General features: G+C 51.2%; 23 protein-coding genes. 6 read left to right on the top strand and 17 right to left on the bottom strand.

Annotation, left to right across the window (positions count from 1 at the left end; all coding sequences use genetic code 11):
• From AB7C91_RS11540 to AB7C91_RS11505, 8 genes are all read right to left on the bottom strand, one after another.
• A partial coding sequence (locus AB7C91_RS11540; protein WP_428591615.1) for an NAD(P)-binding domain-containing protein occupies nucleotides 1–107 on the bottom strand: 107 nt, incomplete at its 3' end.
• A gap of 12 nt (nucleotides 108–119) precedes the next feature.
• Nucleotides 120–1,058 carry a transketolase family protein gene (locus tag AB7C91_RS11535; protein WP_332445987.1) on the bottom strand — a complete coding sequence of 313 codons (939 nt, stop codon included), beginning with the start codon at nucleotides 1,056–1,058 and terminating at the stop codon, nucleotides 120–122.
• Nucleotides 1,055–1,903, bottom strand: coding sequence for a transketolase (locus tag AB7C91_RS11530; protein WP_428591612.1), 849 nt, complete (start codon nucleotides 1,901–1,903; stop codon nucleotides 1,055–1,057). The genes AB7C91_RS11535 and AB7C91_RS11530 overlap by 4 nt, the downstream gene beginning before the upstream one ends.
• A gap of 31 nt (nucleotides 1,904–1,934) precedes the next feature.
• Nucleotides 1,935–2,687, bottom strand: a complete 753-nt coding sequence (locus tag AB7C91_RS11525; RefSeq protein WP_332445985.1) for a glucose 1-dehydrogenase — start codon at nucleotides 2,685–2,687, stop codon at nucleotides 1,935–1,937.
• A 2-nt stretch (nucleotides 2,688–2,689) separates the two neighbouring features.
• Nucleotides 2,690–3,718, bottom strand: coding sequence for a zinc-dependent alcohol dehydrogenase (locus AB7C91_RS11520; protein WP_332445984.1), 1,029 nt, complete (start codon nucleotides 3,716–3,718; stop codon nucleotides 2,690–2,692).
• A 25-nt stretch (nucleotides 3,719–3,743) separates the two neighbouring features.
• Nucleotides 3,744–5,027 carry a TRAP transporter large permease gene (locus AB7C91_RS11515; RefSeq protein ID WP_332445983.1) on the bottom strand — a complete coding sequence of 428 codons (1,284 nt, stop codon included), beginning with the start codon at nucleotides 5,025–5,027 and terminating at the stop codon, nucleotides 3,744–3,746.
• A gap of 12 nt (nucleotides 5,028–5,039) precedes the next feature.
• Nucleotides 5,040–5,540 carry a TRAP transporter small permease gene (locus AB7C91_RS11510; RefSeq protein WP_332445982.1) on the bottom strand — a complete coding sequence of 167 codons (501 nt, stop codon included), beginning with the start codon at nucleotides 5,538–5,540 and terminating at the stop codon, nucleotides 5,040–5,042.
• Between the two features lie 60 nt (nucleotides 5,541–5,600).
• A complete protein-coding gene (locus AB7C91_RS11505) occupies nucleotides 5,601–6,803 on the bottom strand; it encodes a DctP family TRAP transporter solute-binding subunit (protein ID WP_332445981.1) in 1,203 nt (400 codons plus the stop codon).
• Between the two features lie 226 nt (nucleotides 6,804–7,029).
• Here AB7C91_RS11505 and AB7C91_RS11500 point away from each other — a divergent pair, with 226 nt between their 5' ends.
• Nucleotides 7,030–7,761, top strand: a complete 732-nt coding sequence (locus AB7C91_RS11500; protein ID WP_332445980.1) for a FadR/GntR family transcriptional regulator — start codon at nucleotides 7,030–7,032, stop codon at nucleotides 7,759–7,761.
• Here AB7C91_RS11500 and AB7C91_RS11495 read toward each other — a convergent pair.
• Both AB7C91_RS11495 and AB7C91_RS11490 read right to left on the bottom strand, forming a co-directional pair.
• Nucleotides 7,758–7,889 (bottom strand): hypothetical protein, encoded by a 132-nt coding sequence (locus AB7C91_RS11495; RefSeq protein WP_332445979.1) that lies wholly within the window; start codon nucleotides 7,887–7,889, stop codon nucleotides 7,758–7,760. The genes AB7C91_RS11500 and AB7C91_RS11495 overlap by 4 nt on opposite strands.
• A gap of 14 nt (nucleotides 7,890–7,903) precedes the next feature.
• On the bottom strand, nucleotides 7,904–9,040 hold the full coding sequence (locus AB7C91_RS11490; RefSeq protein WP_332445978.1) for a sodium ion-translocating decarboxylase subunit beta: 1,137 nt from the start codon (nucleotides 9,038–9,040) through the stop codon (nucleotides 7,904–7,906).
• A 164-nt stretch (nucleotides 9,041–9,204) separates the two neighbouring features.
• Here AB7C91_RS11490 and AB7C91_RS11485 point away from each other — a divergent pair, with 164 nt between their 5' ends.
• On the top strand, nucleotides 9,205–9,999 hold the full coding sequence (locus AB7C91_RS11485; RefSeq protein WP_332445977.1) for a GNAT family N-acetyltransferase: 795 nt from the start codon (nucleotides 9,205–9,207) through the stop codon (nucleotides 9,997–9,999).
• A gap of 7 nt (nucleotides 10,000–10,006) precedes the next feature.
• Here AB7C91_RS11485 and AB7C91_RS11480 read toward each other — a convergent pair whose 3' ends face one another.
• Nucleotides 10,007–10,684, bottom strand: a complete 678-nt coding sequence (locus AB7C91_RS11480) for a fructose-6-phosphate aldolase (RefSeq protein ID WP_332445976.1) — start codon at nucleotides 10,682–10,684, stop codon at nucleotides 10,007–10,009.
• Between AB7C91_RS11480 and AB7C91_RS11475 the strand changes: the two genes are divergently transcribed.
• The gene (locus AB7C91_RS11475) at nucleotides 10,683–11,654 is read left to right on the top strand and encodes an AraC family transcriptional regulator (RefSeq protein WP_332445975.1); all 972 of its coding nucleotides are present in this window, start codon (nucleotides 10,683–10,685) and stop codon (nucleotides 11,652–11,654) included. The two genes, AB7C91_RS11480 and AB7C91_RS11475, sit on opposite strands and share 2 nt — an antisense overlap.
• Here AB7C91_RS11475 and AB7C91_RS11470 read toward each other — a convergent pair.
• From AB7C91_RS11470 to AB7C91_RS11460, 3 genes are all read right to left on the bottom strand, one after another.
• Nucleotides 11,647–13,275 carry a SulP family inorganic anion transporter gene (locus AB7C91_RS11470; RefSeq protein WP_428591603.1) on the bottom strand — a complete coding sequence of 543 codons (1,629 nt, stop codon included), beginning with the start codon at nucleotides 13,273–13,275 and terminating at the stop codon, nucleotides 11,647–11,649. The two genes, AB7C91_RS11475 and AB7C91_RS11470, sit on opposite strands and share 8 nt — an antisense overlap.
• Nucleotides 13,276–13,355: 80 nt before the next feature.
• Nucleotides 13,356–13,730 carry a VOC family protein gene (locus AB7C91_RS11465; protein ID WP_332445973.1) on the bottom strand — a complete coding sequence of 125 codons (375 nt, stop codon included), beginning with the start codon at nucleotides 13,728–13,730 and terminating at the stop codon, nucleotides 13,356–13,358.
• Nucleotides 13,727–14,410 (bottom strand): MBL fold metallo-hydrolase, encoded by a 684-nt coding sequence (locus AB7C91_RS11460; protein WP_428591599.1) that lies wholly within the window; start codon nucleotides 14,408–14,410, stop codon nucleotides 13,727–13,729. The genes AB7C91_RS11465 and AB7C91_RS11460 overlap by 4 nt, the downstream gene beginning before the upstream one ends.
• A 79-nt stretch (nucleotides 14,411–14,489) precedes the next feature.
• Between AB7C91_RS11460 and AB7C91_RS11455 the strand changes: the two genes are divergently transcribed.
• Complete coding sequence (locus AB7C91_RS11455; protein ID WP_428591596.1) at nucleotides 14,490–15,269, top strand: carbohydrate-binding protein; 780 nt, start codon at nucleotides 14,490–14,492, stop codon at nucleotides 15,267–15,269.
• Nucleotides 15,270–15,275: 6 nt separating this feature from the next.
• On the opposite strand, the gene AB7C91_RS11450 is transcribed toward AB7C91_RS11455, so the two are convergent.
• Nucleotides 15,276–16,199, bottom strand: coding sequence for a metallophosphoesterase family protein (locus AB7C91_RS11450; protein ID WP_428591594.1), 924 nt, complete (start codon nucleotides 16,197–16,199; stop codon nucleotides 15,276–15,278).
• Nucleotides 16,177–16,872, bottom strand: a complete 696-nt coding sequence (locus AB7C91_RS11445; RefSeq protein ID WP_428591591.1) for a hypothetical protein — start codon at nucleotides 16,870–16,872, stop codon at nucleotides 16,177–16,179. The genes AB7C91_RS11450 and AB7C91_RS11445 overlap by 23 nt, the downstream gene beginning before the upstream one ends.
• A 283-nt stretch (nucleotides 16,873–17,155) precedes the next feature.
• On the opposite strand from AB7C91_RS11445, the gene AB7C91_RS11440 reads away from it, so the two are divergent.
• Together AB7C91_RS11440 and AB7C91_RS11435 are read left to right on the top strand one after the other, a co-directional pair.
• A complete protein-coding gene (locus AB7C91_RS11440) occupies nucleotides 17,156–18,454 on the top strand; it encodes an AAA family ATPase (protein ID WP_428591588.1) in 1,299 nt (432 codons plus the stop codon).
• The gene (locus AB7C91_RS11435) at nucleotides 18,451–18,990 is read left to right on the top strand and encodes an RloB family protein (protein WP_428591585.1); all 540 of its coding nucleotides are present in this window, start codon (nucleotides 18,451–18,453) and stop codon (nucleotides 18,988–18,990) included. Before AB7C91_RS11440 ends, AB7C91_RS11435 begins: the two co-directional genes overlap by 4 nt.
• A 176-nt stretch (nucleotides 18,991–19,166) precedes the next feature.
• Here AB7C91_RS11435 and AB7C91_RS11430 read toward each other — a convergent pair whose 3' ends face one another.
• Complete coding sequence (locus tag AB7C91_RS11430) at nucleotides 19,167–20,429, bottom strand: sn-glycerol-1-phosphate dehydrogenase (RefSeq protein WP_332445966.1); 1,263 nt, start codon at nucleotides 20,427–20,429, stop codon at nucleotides 19,167–19,169.
• Between the last annotated feature and the right edge of the window lie 18 nt (nucleotides 20,430–20,447).

Below are 20,447 nucleotides of genomic sequence, written 5' to 3'. Positions count from 1 at the left end.
ACCGCCGCCTCGTTGATGTCGTTCACCACCAGCTCGTAGCCCGCCTTCAGCAGGTTCTTCGCCATCGGCTTGCCCATGATCCCCAGTCCTATGAATCCTATCTTCATTATCTGTACCTCTTATTTGACAGCCAGAACGCTTCTGACTTTCTTGGCGACATCCTCACTCTCCAAACCATAGTGTTTGAGCAGGATGGAATAATTCTCTGCAGAGGTTCCGAAACGGTCCTCCACTCCCAACATCTCGATCGGGAGGCGCTTCTTGGACAGGGCACTGCATACCACGCTTCCCAGACCTCCGATGATGTTATGCTCCTCAGCGGTCACCACACCCTTCATGCCCTCGGCAAATGCCTCAAGCGCTTTGGTATCAAGCGGTTTGATCGTGCTGACATTGACCACACGGACGCTGATCCCTTCCTTCTCAAGCAGCTTGGCTGCTTCCAGGGATTGCTGGACCATGACACCGGTGGCAAAAACGACCACGTCCTTGCCGTCAACCAGCTGGGTCATCTTGCCGATATGGTATTCAGCATTCGGATCGGTGACAACCGGAAGATCATTGCGGTTGATGCGGATGTACATCGGACCCTTCGCCTCTACCATCGCCTTGACCATCTGTTCGGTCTCCACGGCATCGCAGGGAGAGAGGACAGTCATGTGCGGAAGTACCTGCATCAGGGCGATGTCGTCGATGCTCTGGTGGGTCTTGCCGTCACCATAGTCGGAAAGACCGGCGCTCGAACCACAGATCTTCACGTTCAGATTGGCAATGGTGATGGAGGAACGGATCTGGTCGTAGGCACGACCGGATGCGAACACCGCAAAGGAGTTGATGAACGGAATCTTCCCGGCCAGGCTGAGCCCGGCGGCAGTGGAAGCCATATTCTGCTCGGCAATCCCCATCTGGAAGTAGCGCTCCGGATACTCTGCGGCAAACAGGCTGGACATGGTGGAGTTCCCCAAGTCAGCTTCCATCAGTACGATATCCTTGTTATCTTTTCCCAGCTCGACCAAAGTCTCGCCGTAGGTCTTTCTCAAACTGTCAGACGTTCTCATGCCTGGACCTCCTTCTTCAGGTTTTCGATGCACTGCCAAGCGATCTTGTACTCATCCTCGCTCATAGCAGCATTGTGATATTTTGCCTTGCCCTCAGCGAAGGGGAAGCACTTGCCCTTGACCGTATGGGCCAGAATGACCGACGGACCAGCCGTATACGCCTTTGCTGCATCGAGCGCGCCAAGGATCTGCTCCATGTCGTGGCCATCGATCTCGATGACATTCCAGCCGAAAGCCTTCCATTTCTCGGCAAGGTTCTCGATCGGGAAAATCTCAGCAGTTGTGCTGGTGGCCTGTACGCCATTCCAGTCCACGACTGCAGTCAGATTACTTGCCTTGTAGACCTTGGCGGCCATCACCGCTTCCCAGATCTGCCCTTCGGCAAGCTCACCGTCGCCCAGAATCGTATAGACACGGCTTTCGCTTTTATCCAGCCGCAACCCCAAGGCGAGGCCGAGGGAAACGGAAAGGCCCTGTCCCAAAGAGCCGGTAACCGCCTCGATGCCGGGAGTCCGGTCCATATCAGGGTGTCCCTGCAGCATGCCGTTGAAGGTCTTCACCTTTCCCAACTCACTGCGGTCAAAATATCCAAGTTCGGCAAGACATGCATACTGTACCAATACTGCATGGCCCTTGCTCATGATCAGCCGATCCCGTTTTGGATCCTTGGGGTCGTGCTTGTTTACGTGCATGGTGTGGAAGTACAAAGCCGCCATCACATCCGCGATCGAACTGCTCCCCCCAAGGTGTCCCACCTTTCCCGGAGGAATCATTTCCAGGATGTTTGCACGAACCTGGATGGCTTTCAGTTGCAGTTCCCTGATTTCGTCTTGAGAATATTTCATCATCTCTCTCCTTGCTATTCTAATTCACGATTCACCAAGCGGTGACCCCGCCATCCACCGGCAGGGCTACTCCGTTGATGAAGGAAGCTTCGTCGCTTGCCAGATACAACACCGCATTGGCCACATCACGGGCAGTGGCGAGATGCCCCAACGGCACCTCATCGAGCCGTTGTTGTTTTTTGACCGGATCCTTGAACATCTCCTGTACCAACGGGGTATCGACGGTACTGGGATGGATGGAATTGCACCGGATGTTCTCATGTCCATACCGGCTTGCAATTGATTTGGTCAGAAGCGTAACCGCACCCTTGGTGGTGGTGTATGCTTCGGGAGTATAGCGATGGCCGATCAAGCCGCAGACCGAGGAAGTGTTGATGATCGCACCGCCCCCGGCTTCGCGCATGAGCGGCAACACATACTTCGTCCCCAAGAAAACGCTGCCTACGTTGACGAGCATCATCGTATTGAATTCATTGATGCTCATCTCCTCAATAGGCTTTCGGATGTTGATCCCGGCATTGTTCACCAGTACATCAATCCTTCCTTCCTGCTCGATCACCAAGGAGGTGATACGTTGCCACTCCTCCTCCACGGTGATGTCCATCTTCAGAAAACTGACCTTGCCCGGCAAATGTGCCAGCGCTGCCTCAGCTTTCTTCCCGCTCTCCTCGTTGAGGTCCAGCAGATAGACCCGGGCTCCGTTTCCACTCAGCACCGTTCCCATCTCCATACCAAGCCCGCCGGCGCCGCCGGTAATCAGAATAACCTTGTTCTCTACGTGCATGTTCAGCTCTCCAGGATTACCTTCAGCATCTTGCCGTCGCGGTTGTTTTCCAAATCCTTGAATGCCTGCACCCCTTCTTCCAACGGGTATACGTTGGTCAACAGGGGCTTGATGTTGATCTTCTGCTCGCTCAGAAGCCGCAGACTGTCCGAAAAACCATCGAGATCATAGACATAATTGCCCTTGATCTTCAGCTCTCGGGTGACAATCTTCTGCATCGGGATCTCAACGGTCTTTGCAGCATTGCCGATCCAAACGGCAGTACCTCCGATCTTCAGGCACTCCAAGGAGTTCTGAGCAGTGGGGGCGATGCCTACCGCCTCGATGGAGAAATCACAACCCTTGCCCTTGGTAATGCGGTCGATGGCTTCCTGGAATTTCTCTGTGCGGGGATTGATCACATAATCAGCCCCCAACTGTTTGGCAACCTCAAGGCGGAAATCCGTTGCATCGCTGATGATCACATTCCTTGCGTTTCGATACTTGAGCAACGCCAAGGCAAGCAGACCGATGGTTCCCGCTCCGATGATGATCGTATACTCGGCTTCCTGCAGTTCTTCGTCGCTGATCTTGTACACCGAGCGGTAGGCTACGGCCAGCGGTTCGGTGAATGCTGCTTCGTTGTAGGAAATTCCGTCAAACGGCAGCAGATATTTCTCCTCAATGGCAACGTATTCACACATGGAACCATTGAAGTCGAGCACACCCATGCAGATGCCTGCAGGACATACATTGACCATCCCCTTCTTGCAGAATTCACACTCCCCGCAATACGGTTTGGGGAATACCACAACCTTCTGGCCTACCTGATAGCGGCCTTTGGAGGGAGCCTGTGCGATGACACCGGAAAACTCATGGCCCATGATCATCGGGGCGGTTCTCCGGCCCGTTTTTCCCATATAGCCTTCAAAATCGGAACCACAGATGCCGTTGGCCTTGACCTGGATCAGATATTCGCCCGCCTTACAGACCGGCTGGGGAATATCCCGCATCTCCATCTGCTTGTCACCCACATAATATAATGCTTTCATCTTACAACCCTTCTTTCACAGAAACTTAATAGATATATCCGAGCAGACGGGGTACAACGAGCGTCAGTTCGGGAAGATACGTCAAGAGCAACAGCGCGATCAACTCGACGCTGAGGAACGGCAAAACCGCCTTTGATAGTTTTTCGATACTCAACTTGGCTATAGGAGCCGCCACATACAGGCAGGTACCCACCGGTGGCGTAATGAGTCCGAAGTTCAGGTTGACCAGCATGACAATGGCGAAATGCAGAGGCTGGATGCCAAGCGAGAGCGCAATCGGGAGGAAGATCGGGGCCAGGATCAAGACACTTGCACCGGGATCCATGACCATACCCATGAACAGGAGGAACACGTTTACCATCAACAGGAAGATGAATTTGTTGGTAGTCAGACTGAGCATGAAGTTGGCGATCAAGCTGGGGATCTTCTCCAATGCCAGAACCTGACCGAACAAGTTGGCCAAGGCAATGACCAGCAACGTGATCGAAGAGGAAACCGCTGCACTGACAAAGCTGTCGAAGACTTCCTTGAGCGTCATGGTCCTGAGCAGGAACAAACCTGCGATGATGGCATAGAGACATGCGATGACCGCCGCTTCGGTGGGAGTGAATATCCCACTGAAAATACCCACAACCAGGATGACCGGACACATCAGGCCTATGATCGATTCCTTCAAGGTGAACAAGGCTTCCTTCATCGGAATCCTGCTGGTTCTCCTGGGGTGGTTGTGCTTCTTTGCATAGTAATAAGAAAGCACCATCAAGGAAAACGCAACCAAAATACCGGGCAGATACCCTGCCGCAAACAAGGCTCCCACCGATTCACCGGTAGCCATGGAATAGATGACCATGACGACACTGGGGGGGATGATGGGCCCGATGACCGAAGAAGCAACGGTTACCGCAGCTGCATATGCAGGAGTATAGCCTTCCTTCTCCATAGCCGGAATCAGGATGGATCCAAGGGCGGCTGTATCGGCGACACCGCTGCCGGTGATGCCTGCAAAGAACACACTTGCCACAATATTAATCTGAGCCAATGCACCGGGAATTCTCCCTACCAGCATGCCTGAGAAATTGATGAGGGCATCGGTGATCTTGGAACGGTTCATCAATTCACCGGCGAGAATGAAAAACGGGATGGCCAACAACACATAGTTGTCGATGCCGCTGTACATTTTCTGGCCGATCATACTCAAGGGAATATTCCCCAAGAACAGGAAATAATAGAGGGAGGAGACTCCCAAGACGAATGCAATGGGAATACCGATAACCATTGCAAGCACAAAAACCAGGATAAGAATACTCATGGCCCCTTCCTTTTATAGTCCTATCGTCTTTCCAGAGATTCCCTTGCTGGAAAGCAAATCACCCAAGCCCCAGGCCAGATGGAAAAACATCATGAAGAAACTGGCAGGTATCAACAACTTCACATACTTCATGGAAAGAGGGATGATGTCCCCCCGGATGCGAGTCGCCTTGATGGCTGCCTCAAAACTGTTGAAGAAAAAGAATACAACAGTGCACATCAGTACGAGATATGCTATAGTCACCACGACTTTTCCCACTTTCTCAGGAAGCGCATTGATGACCAAATTGACGCCGGAGTGTTGCTTGTTGCGAAGCGCAGCACTTGCGCCCACATAGGTCAAGCTCACCAGACCCCATCTGGCAAGTTCCTCAGTCCAAGCAAACCGAAGGCTGGTGAAACGGGCTACGACGCCCAGGGTAATCACCAGGAATATTCCAATCAAAATCATCGTTGCCACATAGGTGGCAATCTTTCCCAGGACCCAACTGATCCTATCTAGCACCTTAACCACACTGTACCTCTTATAGGGTCGACGGCCGCCTCGCAGAAGCGGCCGTCAATTCATCCAAACTTACCAACCGAACTTTGCTTCGGACTTCTTCACCTCAGCAAGGAAGCGGTCAACGATTTCGTTTCCAACTTCGCCTCTCAACCAATCATAGGTCGGAGCAGCGGCTTTCTTGAACTGATCGAGTTCTTCAGCAGTCGGCACATAGACTTCCATGGAGTTCTTCACCGATTCGAAGTCGAGTACGCGAGAAGCCAGATCCTCTGCAGCGCGGTCAGCATTCTGTGCATGGTAGGCAGCGATCTCGATGATGTGCTGGTACTCTGCAGGCAGGGAATTCCAGAAATCGGCGTTCATCAACACGAAGTTCTCACTCCAGGTGTGACCATCAAGGGTGATGTACTTCTGGACTTCATTCCACTTGTTGGCGGCAATGTTCCAGATCGGGTTTTCCTGTCCATCAACAACACCGGTCTGACAAGCGGTGTAGATTTCACCGGAAGCAAGCGGAGTTGCGGAAGCACCCATTGCCTCAACCATCTTGACGTAAATCGGGCTCTGCATGACGCGGAACTTCAAGCCTTTCATGTCGGCCGGAGTGTGGATCGGGCGGACGTTGTTGGTGAAGTGGCGAGTCCCGTTCTGACCAACGGAGATCATTTTCAGGCCGCTGATCTTCTCAAGCTTTGCCGTCATTTCCTTCCAAAGCGCACTGTTGTCGAAGAAATCCCAAGCAATCTCATCGCTCTTGAAGACATACGGGAGGAAAATGACTTGGGTTTCCGGCATCAGGGAGGAAACGGTACCAGTGGTGGTGACCATTTCGATACCACCGCTCATTGCCATTTCCATCGTTGCCTTGGTATCGCCGAGGGCGTTGCCGGGATAGAGGTCGACGGCAATCTTACCGTTGGAGTTCGATTCCACGATGCTCTTGAACACCAAAGCATAGGCATGCTCAGGAAGCGGAGTCTTGGAAATCGAGGGCCAGGTAGCGGCATCGTAATACGCGAAACGAATCGTGTAGTCGGGCTTTACGGTTCGTACTTCCTGTTTGATCGATACGGCAGCCTTCTGCTGAGCGGTGGTCGTGGCAGCAGGAGCGGCAGGGGCGGCGGTCGCCGTGGTGGCGGCAGGGGCGGCAGCTACAGTTGCGGCGGGCATGGTACCCGTGGTACTGGCAGCAGCGGTTGCCTTTTTCTCACAACCGAAGAACAGGAAGGTGGCAGCAGCGACAAGCGCAAGAACAGCCATTGTTTTTTTCATAGTCGTACAAATCTCCTTTTGAAGGTGTTTCTAAGAACTCATGATACAAGTGAAAATACCATCTGTAAAGAAAAATTTTTACAATTTTGCAATCGTGTACTATTTTCAATGATATTAATTAAATATTCATTATTATGTGTGTAAATAATTATAAATATATCGATATATTTTTGCTTGCAAACCGCTCTAACTTGTATTATAAGTTTAAAGGAAAGGAGAAAAAGCCATGCGTACCACCAATGAGCAAGCCCAGTCGCTGCGTGCCCAAATCTATCATAAGTTGAAAAACAGGATTGAAGCGGGAACTTGGGAAATCGGGAGCAAGTTCCCTTCGGAAAACCAGCTCTGTCAAGAATATGGAGTAAGCAGGATAACCGTCCGTTCAGCCATCCAGCAACTGGAGGCCGTAGGACTGATACAGACTCATCAAGGAGGAAGGACCACGGTGGTACGCACCAAGGTACGGGGTTCGGTTTCTTCCTTGAACCCCCTGCAGAATGCCGATCACCGCACCGATCTGGTGAAGGTGTTGGAATATCGTATGGTGGTGGAAAAAGGAACCATCGGGCTTGCCGTGCAGCGCATCACCGACGATGATCTTGCCGACCTGGAAGAAATCTTCAACATGATGTTGATCCATCATGACGACATCAAGAAGTTCAGCCAAGCCGACTATCTCTTCCACAGGAAAATTGCAGAATCATCCAAGAATGCGATTCTGATCCAAGCAAACCAAGCGATTGAGGAGGTGCTTTCCTCAACCATGGATACCATCGTTTCCTTGCTCGGTTGTGCCATCGGTATCCGTTATCACCGGCTTTTGCTCTCAGCCCTGCGGACCAGAGACAAAGCAGCCTGCGAGCAACTCATGGAAGAGCACCTGCAGGCTACCATTGACGGAATCAAGAATTTCCTCTCAGTTACCAGGGAACCGATGGAGGAATCACTACAGAACTAATGCTCCTCTTTTTTCTGTTTCTTCTTCCCCAATACCAGGATTACGAAAAAGAGAATGAGCAATACGGCAAAAATGCCGACCATGCCCTGGAACATGAGCACCAAGGATTTGGCAAAGGTTTCAGACATACGGTTCCTCCTCCTTACAGCAACCCCGGAACAAGCCCGAGGATGACGCCACCGGCGATGACCGAGGCGATTTGTCCGGCGACATTGGCTCCGACTGCATGCATCAACAGGTGATTCTGCGGGTCAGCCTGCTGTCCCATGCGTTGGATTACCCGGGCGGACATCGGGAAGGCTGAGATACCCGCCGCTCCGACCATGGGATTCACCTTCTGTTTGACAAAGAGATTGAGAATCTTTGCAAACACCACCCCTGCGATCGTATCGAAGACGAAGGCAAGCAAACCAAGGGCCATGATCATGATGGTCTGGACGGTCACAAACGATTCTGCTTTCATCGTCGATGCAATGGTGATGCCCAACAGCAGGGTGATCAAATTCACCAAGACCGTTTGTGCTGCGGTGGAAAGGGTGTCCAGCACGGTACATTCACGAATGAGATTTCCGAACATCAACATGCCTACCAAGGAGACGGAAGCAGGTGCCACATAGCCTGCAACGACGGTCACGATGATCGGAAAGAGTATTTTCGCCCGTTTTGAGATGGTACGGGGGTTGTACGGCATCCTAATCATGCGTTCCTTCTTGGTGGTCACCAGCTTGATGGCGAACGGCTGGATGATCGGCACCAAGGCCATATAGGAATAGGCTGCTATTGCGATGGGACCGATGTACCTGCTGCCCAATACCTGGGAGACAAGGATGGACGTCGGACCGTCTGCAGCCCCGATGATACCGATCGAGGCGGCATCCACAAGATTGAAACCCAGCAGAGAGGCCAGACTGATCGTAGCAAAGATTCCCCATTGGGCTGCAGCCCCGAACAGGATGAGTTTCGGGTTGGCCAGAAGCGGCCCGAAGTCGATCATTGCCCCAATGCCGACGAACAGCAGCAGCGGCATGGCTTCAGCGGCCTCGATGCCGAAGGCGAACAACCAATCCAGAATACCCGGGACTTCACCGATACCGGTCATCATCTGGGTGACCGCCCCACTGAAGGGCAGATTGACCAGAATGGCACCGAAACCCATAGGAAGCAGCAAAGCCGGTTCGAGTTTCTTTGCGATCGCAAGATAGATGAGTAAACCACCGACACCATACATGATCAATTGCTTGTATGTGGTGTTCAGCAGTCCGTCCAGCAAGAAGTCCATGGTGAACCTCCAGGGAGTGTAGAATGGGGGGAGAAGTTGACTTCGCACCAGGGCAATGAAGCTCCCCCAACGGGTATCATCATAGGACTATGCCTGCAAATGGTCAAATGAAAATGGCCGTCAATCCAGTTGAAATGGGCAAAGGACCGTCGTATAGTGCGCATATGTACAAAAAATTGAGTAATCAGGATATTCCTGCAGTCTTTCGCTATATTGCAAACGAGAAGGAAATGAACCTGTTCATCGAAGGGGATATCGAAGCCTACGGACTGGAGAGTGAGCATGTAGAGCTGTATGCGTTCGGTGATGACTGGGATTGTCTGCTGCTGCGCTATTTCTCCAATTTCATGGTGACCAGCAACAAGGAATATCCTGCTTCGCTGCAATTGGTCTCAGAATTCCTGGGGCAACAGCCGATGCAACGGCTGAGCGCCAAGGAACAACTTCTGCAGCAGTTTCATCCCTATTTCCCCAACACCAAGGTGCAAGGCACCTATCTGTGCAGGTTGGACCGATCAGGCTTCAAGCAAACCGGGAAAACCGATTCGAATGTCGTGAAACTCGATGCATCCTTTGCCCAGGAAATCGTGGATCTGTACAAACACATTGAGGAATTCGCACAACCTTACCTGGAGCATGAGGCGGAAAAACTGTCGGAAATCCGGAATACCTACGAGAAAGGATGCCAAGGATACGGCATATTTGCGGACGGAACGCTGGTATGTACGGCCAGCACGACCGCCAACAGTTCAAGTGGAGCCATGGTCATCGGAGTTGCCACCCACCCTTCCTATCGGAAGCGCGGCTACGCTTCTGTGGTGGTGAACCAGCTTTGCAAAGCATGTTTTTCCGATGGTCTGAGTTTTCTCTGTCTGTTCTATGACAACCCGGTTGCAGGAGCCATCTATCATCGGCTTGGATTCGAAACCATCGGACGATGGGGCATGATGAAGTTCTGAGGCAAATCTAGAGATCCAACAGACTCCTGTCCCCATACACCTGTTGCCAATTGACAGCAAAGTCTTCTACCGCCTTGGTGATGGAAGGCATGCACAGGCCGGTGCGAAGCAACTCAGGCTTGACCGTGCAACATCCGGCGCCGCAGGCATATGCATTGGTGACCTCCGCGACATTACGAAAACTCGCAGCCAGAACCTGCGTGTTGCTGGTATTGGTCCAAAGCAGCCCGGCAAGCTCCTTGATGACCCGACTGGCATCAATATCCAGATTCAGCATCCGGTCGTAGAATACTGCTATGTACTTGGCTCCACTGAGCATCGCCAGAATTCCCTGCAAGGTCGAGAATACCGTCGATGCGGTGATGTTGAACTGCTCTGTGGCCAGCAGCTTGATGACCTTCAGGCCTTCCTCGGTAACCGGGACGGCTACATACGTACGTTCCCCCAGCATTGAGACCAAATGATGCGCTTCCCTGAGCATGGTATCCGCATCACGGCCCATCAGTTGGACATGCAGGTCCCGCTCCTCTCCAATCAAAGCTCGAATGGCTTTCAGATGTCCCGACACATCAGGTTGCATATGCCTGGCAAGCATGGTGGGATTGGTCGTCACCCCTTTGATCGGATAATACTTCAGAGCCTCTTCTATCTGCTCTAGATCGGCGGTATCAAGCAATAACTCCATGGCACTACCTCCTATCCGTCGCTTCAGTGTGCCATACCGAAAGCAAGTGGACAAGCCATCCGGGATAGTTCTTGACAAACAGGAAGCAATGTTCAACCATTTTGCCATGAGCGAAACCATCCTTACCGAGAACTCATTCTTTTACGAACCGACCATGCAACTGAAAGTAATCAAACGGGATCCGGAAATCCCCTACCGCCTGCATAGTCATGAATTCGATGAACTGGTGTTTGTGGTAAGTGGGAGGGGAGTCAATATTACCAGAAGCGAATCCCTGCTCCTGCGCGAAGGCTCGGTATTCTTTGTCCCACCGGGAGTGGAGCATGGGTATGCGGATGTGGACAACCTGGTGCTGTACAACATCATCTTCGGCAGAAGAATCATCGGTCGCAATATGATCGACCTGACCGAACTGCCTGGATATTGCTCCTTTTTCCTGCAGGAAGCGGGAATTCCCAACCTCCTGCTCTCCCCTTCCCAGATCGCCGAGTTGCTGCCATTGGTCCAGTTGCTGGAGAAAGAAGCCGACGACCAGAGCACCGGCTCAGGGTCACGAATCCTGGCATTCGCCTACCTGCTCGAGCTGCTGGTCGACATCTCGCGCATTTATGACCTGACGCCGAGGGAAAACAACCAGAATGCCCGCAGGCTTTGGGAAGTCATTTCCTACATGGACCAGCACCTCGACACTCCGCTTACCACCGAAGATCTCGTACAAGTGGCCAATATGAGCACCAGTACCCTGAACCGGTGCTTCAAGCAAAGCACCGGCCTGTCCCCGATAGAATTCCACATCCACAAACGGATAGCCACCGCCTGCTCCCTGATCCAGCAGCGGGGACTTTCCATGGGACAAATCAGTGAAGCATGCGGCTTCAAGGATCCAAACTATTTCTCCCGCCAGTTCCGCAAGGTCATGGGAATGAGCCCGAAACAGTATCAGCGGATTTTCACCAGTCGGTTCACCTAAGCGATTCGAGTGCCGTCACCGCCGACGAGAAGAATTTGTCCTGACCTACGAACTGCGGGAAATCGAGTCGGTTCATCATCGACATGACCGGCGGTTGCAAACCACAGAAATAGACTTGCACCGAATGTTTTCGGCACATCCGTACGATTTCAGCAAATTCATTGATCGAACTATGGTCGATGTTCGGTACCCCGCGCAGGGAGAATATGATTCTCTGGACCTGTTCGGTAAACAACGACTCAACCGTTTTGGTCAGTTGGTCCTGTGAACCGAAGAACAAGGAACCATCGACATAGACCACCTTCGTCGTCTTGTCATATTGTCCCAATTCAGGAGAAACCGGGTCGACCTCGATGGAGATCTTATGGCTTCGGATAATGAACATCACCATCGAAAACAAAATTCCGGTCATGATGGCCACCGTCAGGTCGAACACCACCGTAGCGGCCATGGTGATTACAAACTGGGCGATGGACGTCTTGATGCGCTTGGAGAAAATCTGCTTGATCGCATGCCATTCATTCATTCGCCATGCGGTCATCATCAACACACCGGCCAAGGCTGCAAGCGGAATCCTGCTCATGAACGGTGAAAGCAGGAACATGGAGGCAAGCAATCCCACGGCATGGATGATGCCGGTCAAACGGGTCTGTTGTCCACTCTTGATGGCCACTGAAGTTCGGGCGATCGCCGCAGTGGCAGGAATACCGCCGAAGAAGGGAATGATCACATTCCCGACACCTTGGGCATACAGTTCCTGGGTTGCATTGAGTTTCTCTCCCTTCATCTTCCCCGCCGAAGAACCACAGAGCAGGCTCTCCACCATACCCAGTGCCGCAATGGAAATGGCTGGGGAAACGAACTCTCCCAGCTGAGACCAAGGAAGGTGGGTTAATTGCAGCCGATTCTCACCGAACAGCGAGCGGGGAATTTCCCCCACCTCATCGACCGGGAATTCAAAGACCATCTGCAGAACCAACGTGACGATGATGCCCAGAAGACTTGCCGGGAAGCGTGCATTCCACTTTTTCGGCCAAAGAATCATCAACGCAACCACCAACGCCCCATACAGCAACGCATGCAGGTCGACGGGAAATCCGAGTTCCCCGTAGGAAGCAAGTTTTGCCAAGGCGGACTCCCCATGGCTGACCGTACCGAAAAAGTTGTCGATCTGCCCCAAGGCGATGATGATGGCAATTCCACTGGTAAAACCGGTGACCACCGGACTTGGGATATACGACACCAGCGCACCGACTTTCAGCAATGCCGCAGCGAGCAGGATCAACCCGCTGAGGAACCCTGCGATGAATACCCCCTGGGTGCCGTGCTTTGCCACCAAGGTGATCAGGATCGCAGCCATGGCGCCCGTCGGCCCTGAGATCTGATAGGACGCCCCACCGAGCGCACTGATGATGATTCCGGCCAAAATTGCCGTAATCAAACCACTTGCCGCATCCATGCCCGAGCTTACCCCGAAGGCCAGTGCAAGCGGAAGCGCAACGGCAGTAACCGTCAGTCCTGCAAGTAAATCCTTTGAAAATTTTGCCGGCGAATAGTGATCGAATTCACGCCGAACATCACACAAAAACGAGGCCTTGACCGGCCTGTTCGTACAACCCATCCCCCCATCCTCCCCACTCACGAATCGAGCGAAGCATAGCCCTTTCGACCGGGAAGGACAAGATGGGGGAGGTCGCTTTCCTAGTGTTTGCTCGGTACGATCTCCAGCCAATATCCGTCGGGATCGACAATGAAGTAAATACCCATCTGTTTGTTCTCATAACAGATGCACCCCATCTCTCGATGCTTCGCCCGGGCTCCTTCCAGATCATCCGTCTCGAAAGCCAGATGAAACTCATTGTCACCCAGATTATAGGTTCCCTTTTCCCAGTTTTTCAGCCAGGTAAGCTCCAATTGATGCTTGGATGATCCGTCGCCAAGGAATACCAGGATGAACGAACCGTCACTCGCTTCCTTGCGGCGTACTTCCACCAAGCCGAGAGCCTCCCGGTAGAAATCCAAAGACGTTTGCAGATCAGTCACATTGAAATTATTATGTGCAAACCTAAAATTCATATATTCCTCCATGTTTGCAGTTCCTTCTCAGGATGCAAGATCGTCCTGACGGAACCTTTCAGCTCATCCTGCAATTTGACACACACCGTATCGTCACCCCAGAAATGCATGGGGACCAAGGTATCGACTTGCACCTGGGCAACCAGATCCTTGGCACCCAGATTGTAGAATGCCCCCAGCCGGGGATCGACCGGAACAAAGGCGACATCCAACATCTTGGGAAGCAATTTCAGCTGTGCATGATAATCCGAAGCCATCTTCCGATTGTATGCATCACGCTCCCCTTCCCAATGCCAGTGATTCAGATCACCGGCAAAATACAAGGTCTTTCCTGCAACCACCACAATGAAGGCAACCCCCTCATCCGTCGATTTGAGGGTGCGTATCGCCACGTGGTCGACCATGTTCTCCTCATACGGTCCCATCCAACGCACGTGACAGGAAGAGGGGACCTGGGAAGCGGGAATATCTGAAGAAAGGACGAAGGTGGTTCGACCCTTCCGCTTCGCCAGATCGAAGATCGAGGCATGAAAATGATCCCCATGCCGGTGACTGGCGAATACCAACAGCGGTTTGTCTTCAAGTCGTAGCGCGAGTGCTCCCTTGGTATAATCAAACAGGAGATACTCCTCATCAGTCTCCACCAAAAATGCACTATGGCCCAAATACGTACAATCCATACCATAACGATGGATGAACAGGGCCGCTCTGTCAAGCAGAAGCCGACTGTGATAGAGTACAGAAGACACGGAGGTCGGTATGGATTTGATGATCGTGAACGCACAAGGGGAATCGATTGCGTCTTCCAAACCGTGTGGACATGGTGTTGCCTTGGTCCATCAGGGTGAATACAAGAAGGGCGACCGGGTAAGGATACGGGTTGATACACCTGGTTGTCATTACCTCCAGCTCGATGAATGTATGGGCAGGCACATCGTCTACCTGCTTGATGAGGCTGAGTACACGATCCCCATACGGGAAGCGGAACGAACCTGCTATCCACCCTCGGCGTTCAGAGGAGATCTGCACTATCTCACCTTGGAAACCGTGGACGCTGCGCTTGGCATCAGAAACCTTGCCTGCAATCCCTATGACCATGCACAGACAAAAGGCATGTTCCCGCATATCAAGGCAAACGTGGAAACCCGCGGGGAAATGATATTCGCCGGGCGCAACGCCATCGACGGCATCTTTGCCAATGAAGGGCATGGACAATACCCCTATACCAGCTGGGGCATCAACCGCAGAGCCGATGCCGCCCTGCACCTCGATTTTGCCCGTCCTGTTTCCGTACGAAAACTGTGCATCACCCTTCGTGCCGATTGGCCGCATGACAGCTGGTGGACCGAAGCCACCGTTGAATTTGATCAGAAAACCGCTCGGATCCTCACGCTTTCCCAAACGGCACGTCCCCAATGCTTTTCCCTCACGAGCACGATTTGCACCAGCCTTACGCTCAAAAACCTGCTGAAAGCTGATGATGGTTCGCCCTTCCCGGCCCTCACCCAACTGGAAGTGTGGGGAGAAGAAATCCCATAAGCGGGCTCAAGGCAACGGAATGGCAGCGACTTCACCGCCGGACACCTGATGCACTCTGTCCACCGTATAGCGGATGATCGACAAGGTGTGGGTGTCGGGGGCGTAGGTACAGACATACCAAGTAGGCACCGTGGTTTCCAACACATCGTCACGCCCATGGAACGAACCACAGACGAATTCTGCAGCCTGGGAAGTAAAGCGATGCAGATGATCGAGCAGGTGCAAATGGGCACTGAGCACCAGACCCACCTTGTTCTGCTGCATCATCTGCACGAGCTGGGCCCGCTCATAGGGATCACCCAATGCGAAATACACCATCTGGGGAGCACCGTAAAACGGGACATGGGAGAGAAAGATCTTCGGATTCGGGTCCGTACGCACTGCATCATTGAGATTTTGCAGTTGCTCCTTTCCCAAGCTGAGGTTGCCGCTGTCCAAGCAATAGAAGGAGATCCCGCCATAGCTGAATCGTCTGGTGGTCGACTCGTTGATGTAGGCTCGGTAATACGAGCGGCCTTGGCCACGGACATCATGATTTCCCAAAACAGAATACAGGGGAATGGATGTATCTGATAAGATCCGGGTGAAATCGGCGAACTGCAGGTATTCCGATTCCTCTGAGTTTGAGGTCGAGTCCCCCAGATTTACGGCGAACGCCAAGGGATGCTCCGCTTGATAGGCATCAAGCCATTTCAAAAATGTATCGGTTTCCCAATACACACCGGCATTCATCCTGCCAAAATGTATGTCGCTTACGACCAGAAAGGAAAACTGCTCAGCGTTACTGGAGGTATCGATCATCTCTCTGAAATCCCCACGCGGGGCATTCCACTCAATGCGCGGCGAACAGCCGGCAAAAAGCAACATACTCGTGCATAGGATGACCAAGAGAAAATGGGCCTGCAGGTTACCTGTTCGTCCACAGGGCATAGACGCTCACCTCCCGGGATAGGAATATGACCGATTCAGGCGGTTGGTCGGAAAACCGGAGTGCTGCATAGCAGCCGATCGAGAAGGAATCGGACAACGGCCAAATCGCATCGGCCTGGATGATCGGGCGCATGGCCTGTGCTGAATACTCGAACAGGGTGTTGGTTGCAAGCAGGACGCAAAGCTTGAGTCCTTGCGGGGTAGCGAGGGAAAGCGTTGCCCCATAATAGGGACTGCTGGTTTGCAACGGCTCATCAAGAAACGGCAGGAACGTCAGACTTTCCTGCAAGCCGAGGGCAAAGGAAAAGTCTAACTCGTATCCTCTCCGTACCAATTGCCATCGGTATGCATACGCCAGCACCCCATCATACAAAAAGGCATCGAGCTTCCCAAACGAACCATGCATATACAGGACAAAAGCCGGCGAAAGACTGCCGTCCGGCCGGATGAAGGGAAAATCAACCTGCAATGAAAGGTCATGGATGGGAAGCCGGTCACGGTATCCCAAACGAAAATCCATAATTGATGAGGTGAAGTCAAATATGGTGGACCAAGTTCTCTCCTCAGTTTCGACGATGGTTTCGTACAACCCGTAGGATTGGGAAAGTCCGGTTAGTTTCAAGGGGGCGGCGGGCAAACCGAATGACAGGAGCAGGAGTACGACAAGGTACATACTTCTCATGTTTGAGATGAAAGGCCTCAGCTGTCTTTTACCCGTTTTCTGTCGGGGATACTGATGCATCTGGTACAAAATTGTTACTGAAAATGTATACGATGACCAATCCTTCTGTCAAGAATACCATGCTGAAAGCTATGCATGGTGTGCTGAGGTGATGGACTGTCTGCAATGAACCAAGGCAGACATACAGCATGTATTGAAATTCCTTGTATTTTTAATAAATTGAATCTATAATTACTATATACGTAATTTTTGTACGTTTATTAAGGATATAAACATGATTCAAGAATTTTCTGTAGAAAATTATCGTTCGATCAAGACAAAACAGACCATGAGTTTTCTTGCCAACAACAAACTCCATACAGGTTCAGATGACTACCTCTCTACGCAGGTGAATGATTCTGTTAGATTGTTGAAGTTATGCATTTTATATGGATATAATGCCTCAGGGAAATCGAACTTGTTGCAGGCTCTCGATTTCTTACGTAATCTCGCTCTTTCCGGTCCGGATACAAAGGATGAAGAAACAGGATTCGTCCCATTCCTACTCGACGAGGAGACTCAGAAACAAAAAGGAACATTCTCTCTTGTTTTCTATATTGATTCAATTCGGTATGAATATTCTATCTCTCTAGACGACAAGATAATTCATTATGAGTCATTGCGCTATAGCCCAGAAGGAAGAATTGCAACACTTTTCAGTCGTTCATATGACCAGAAGCTCAAGACCTCAAAACTCAGCATAGGGGCAAAAAGCATGCTCTCCTCGAAGGAGAAGACCATACTGCACGGAAATACAATCGAGAATACAACCGTACTCTTTGCATACCAAAAAAGCAACATACATTCCCCATCATTGGATGCCGTCGTCAGGTATTTCAAGGCGGATCTTCTTCCGCTCATTACCCCAAAAGTATTACTACGGAATTGGAGCATCAATCGTTTGACAAACAATGCAAAGAGAAAACAGTTCTATGTCTCATTTCTTGAAAAAGCAGATTTCCAGATCAGCGATTTGGAAATCCGTAACAATACAATTTCTGTTGACGAGGACATGCTCAATAACCTACTGGAACAAGGCGCTCCCAAAGGACTTATCGAGCAGCTCAGCAAAGAAAAACAGTTCGAATCCAATGAGTTGCATTTCCTGCATAAAACTTCAAAAGGTGTTCATCCGATTGTTGCCGAAGAAGAATCTCAGGGAACATTGCGATATTTCGGTCTCGGTGGGGTCCTCCATGAACTGATTTCTTCATCACATTCTGTTGCCATAGACGAACTGGAATCATCACTGCATCCGGATTTGGTCACGTTCTTCTTACAGATGTTTCTTTTGAATGCTCCCAATTCACAAATTCTTGCTTCAACACATGCACCATACATCATGGAACAGGATTATATGCGAAATGATATGATTTGGTTTTGTGAGAAAGATGAAAACGGTGCAAGTGAATATTACAGTGCCCAAGCTTTCAGCCTACATAAGAATATCAAAGTATCAAATTTTTACCGTGCTGGAAAACTGGGCGCAAAACCCATCTTAGGCAACCCTTTCATTGGCAAGGATGAACAATGAGAAAAAGAACGCTGAAAAAGTCTATTGCCATTGTCGGGGAAGGACTGACGGAATGGATGTATTTCGACTACATACGAAGAAGCGAAGATATTCTTTTTCTCATAAACCAGACTTACCCAAGCATTCGGATTTTCAATACATCTTCAAAAAAAGCAAAAGAATTACATTCACAAGCGTATGATTTGGTATTTTGCGTTCTCGATATTGATGCCATACTTCGAGAAAGAAAATTCAGCACATTCCAGAAAATTTGTAATACATTACCTGAAACAATAATCCCCATTGTAAGCAACCCTTGTATAGAAATTTGGTTTGTCATGCATTTCCTCGATGCGCCACAAGGGGGTACTTACCTTTCCTATTCCTCAATCGCAAGAGAATTACATCGATATATGCCACACTATACAAAGACTGAAGCATATTTTACCGAATCTAATTTTTTTCCTACTCTGGAAAAGAAAAATGGACTGGAACGAGCCATCCGAAATGCAAATCACGTATTGGCAAACATTGATCATCAAAGAGATATCGCATAAAAATCATTCACAGAAATTGTCCGTCTTATCATACATTTGGAACAATGTAGAACCTGTGATTTTAGCCAGGATTGCAAGAGATGTAATCGAGTGGCAAGATCCCTTTTTTCCTCAAACCAGAAAAACGACCGGTTTGAAACTGATGGACTGCAAGTCCATCCCAAACATTCCATGCCCTAAAGCAACTGCAGCGCGAGATCGAACAAGCCGAGCTCATAATACAAATCCAACACCGTATACCGATTGCGTATCATCTGGGCTCCTGTCACCGCACGTTTCAAATCCTCCATGGTCGCGTTTACCTCCTGGGGACGAATCGGGCAGTGCACCAATTGCATTGCTTCCTCCAACTGATGATAGGCAGGCAGCTGAGCTGCGATGCGATCCTGCAATTCCGGCAACAATGCAAGCAGAGCACGTCTGCGATCTTCCAAGGCTTTGCCTTCCAGGAACTTGGATTTGGCTATGACAAGCGTTTGTTCGGCGACCAGGGGATCGGCAAAAAAAGCGCGGATGGATGCCTCGCGTTCCTCCCAGCTCTCCATAGGTCTGCCTACGCATGCAGAAACATCCAGAGAACACAACGCATGGTAGAGACGGGTGACAGCCAACGTTCCGACCGCTACCTTGAAACCGTGGCTTACCGGAACACCATCCTTCTCTAGATGTTCCATTTCCCAGATGTGGCTGATCAAATGTTCGGCTCCGCTCGCCGGTCGGGAATCGTGCATCACCTGCATGGCAAAGCCGCTTGCGGACAAGGCGTCGAACAACAACCCGACCGCCTGACTCTCCCGATGGGCAATTCTCTGATGCTGTGCGTAGACCTTGCGCAGGGGGATCTGCACCATGTCCCAGACATCGGTACGGATGGGCTGGACACCCAACAAATCGGCCAATATCCAATCCATGCCAGCGGTATACTTGGCCATGCAATCCCCAAACCCGCTGGCGATCATGGCAGGCGGGGCATCACTGAGTACATCCGTATCGGCTAGCACCACCAAGGGGGCTGAACAAGGAAGGGTCTGCTTGAAGCCCCCCACCGAGACTGCGGCCCCATAGGAGGTATAGCCATCAACGGAGGGAGCGGTAGCCACCACCATGTAGGGGCGGTCCAACTCGTAACTGGCACGTTTTACCATGTCATTGAGTGTACCGGAACCCAACACCACCGCAATGCGGTTCTCCTGCTGCAGAAGCTGATGCACCAACGCGATGGAATGTTCATCGGCATAGGGTTGAGGCAAGGCAGGAAAACAGTACTGCTGGACTTCCACATTCGCCATTTCCAACGATCGGACCGTTTCAAACCCGCCGGCCCTCAGCGTATTGCCATCGGCAATAAGTAAAGCCGGAGTATGGCCGAACGCCTCGACAAACACCGAACCAACCTTCTGCAATGCACCCCGTTCCACCAATGAAATCTTCGTATCCATACGAAGAAGCATACCATA

It is taken from the genome of Sphaerochaeta sp. (assembly GCF_050256055.1).
Classification (GTDB): domain Bacteria; phylum Spirochaetota; class Spirochaetia; order Sphaerochaetales; family Sphaerochaetaceae; genus Sphaerochaeta.
Note: the sequence above shows the minus strand (reverse complement) of the source record. Positions and strands in the feature narration are given on the sequence as shown.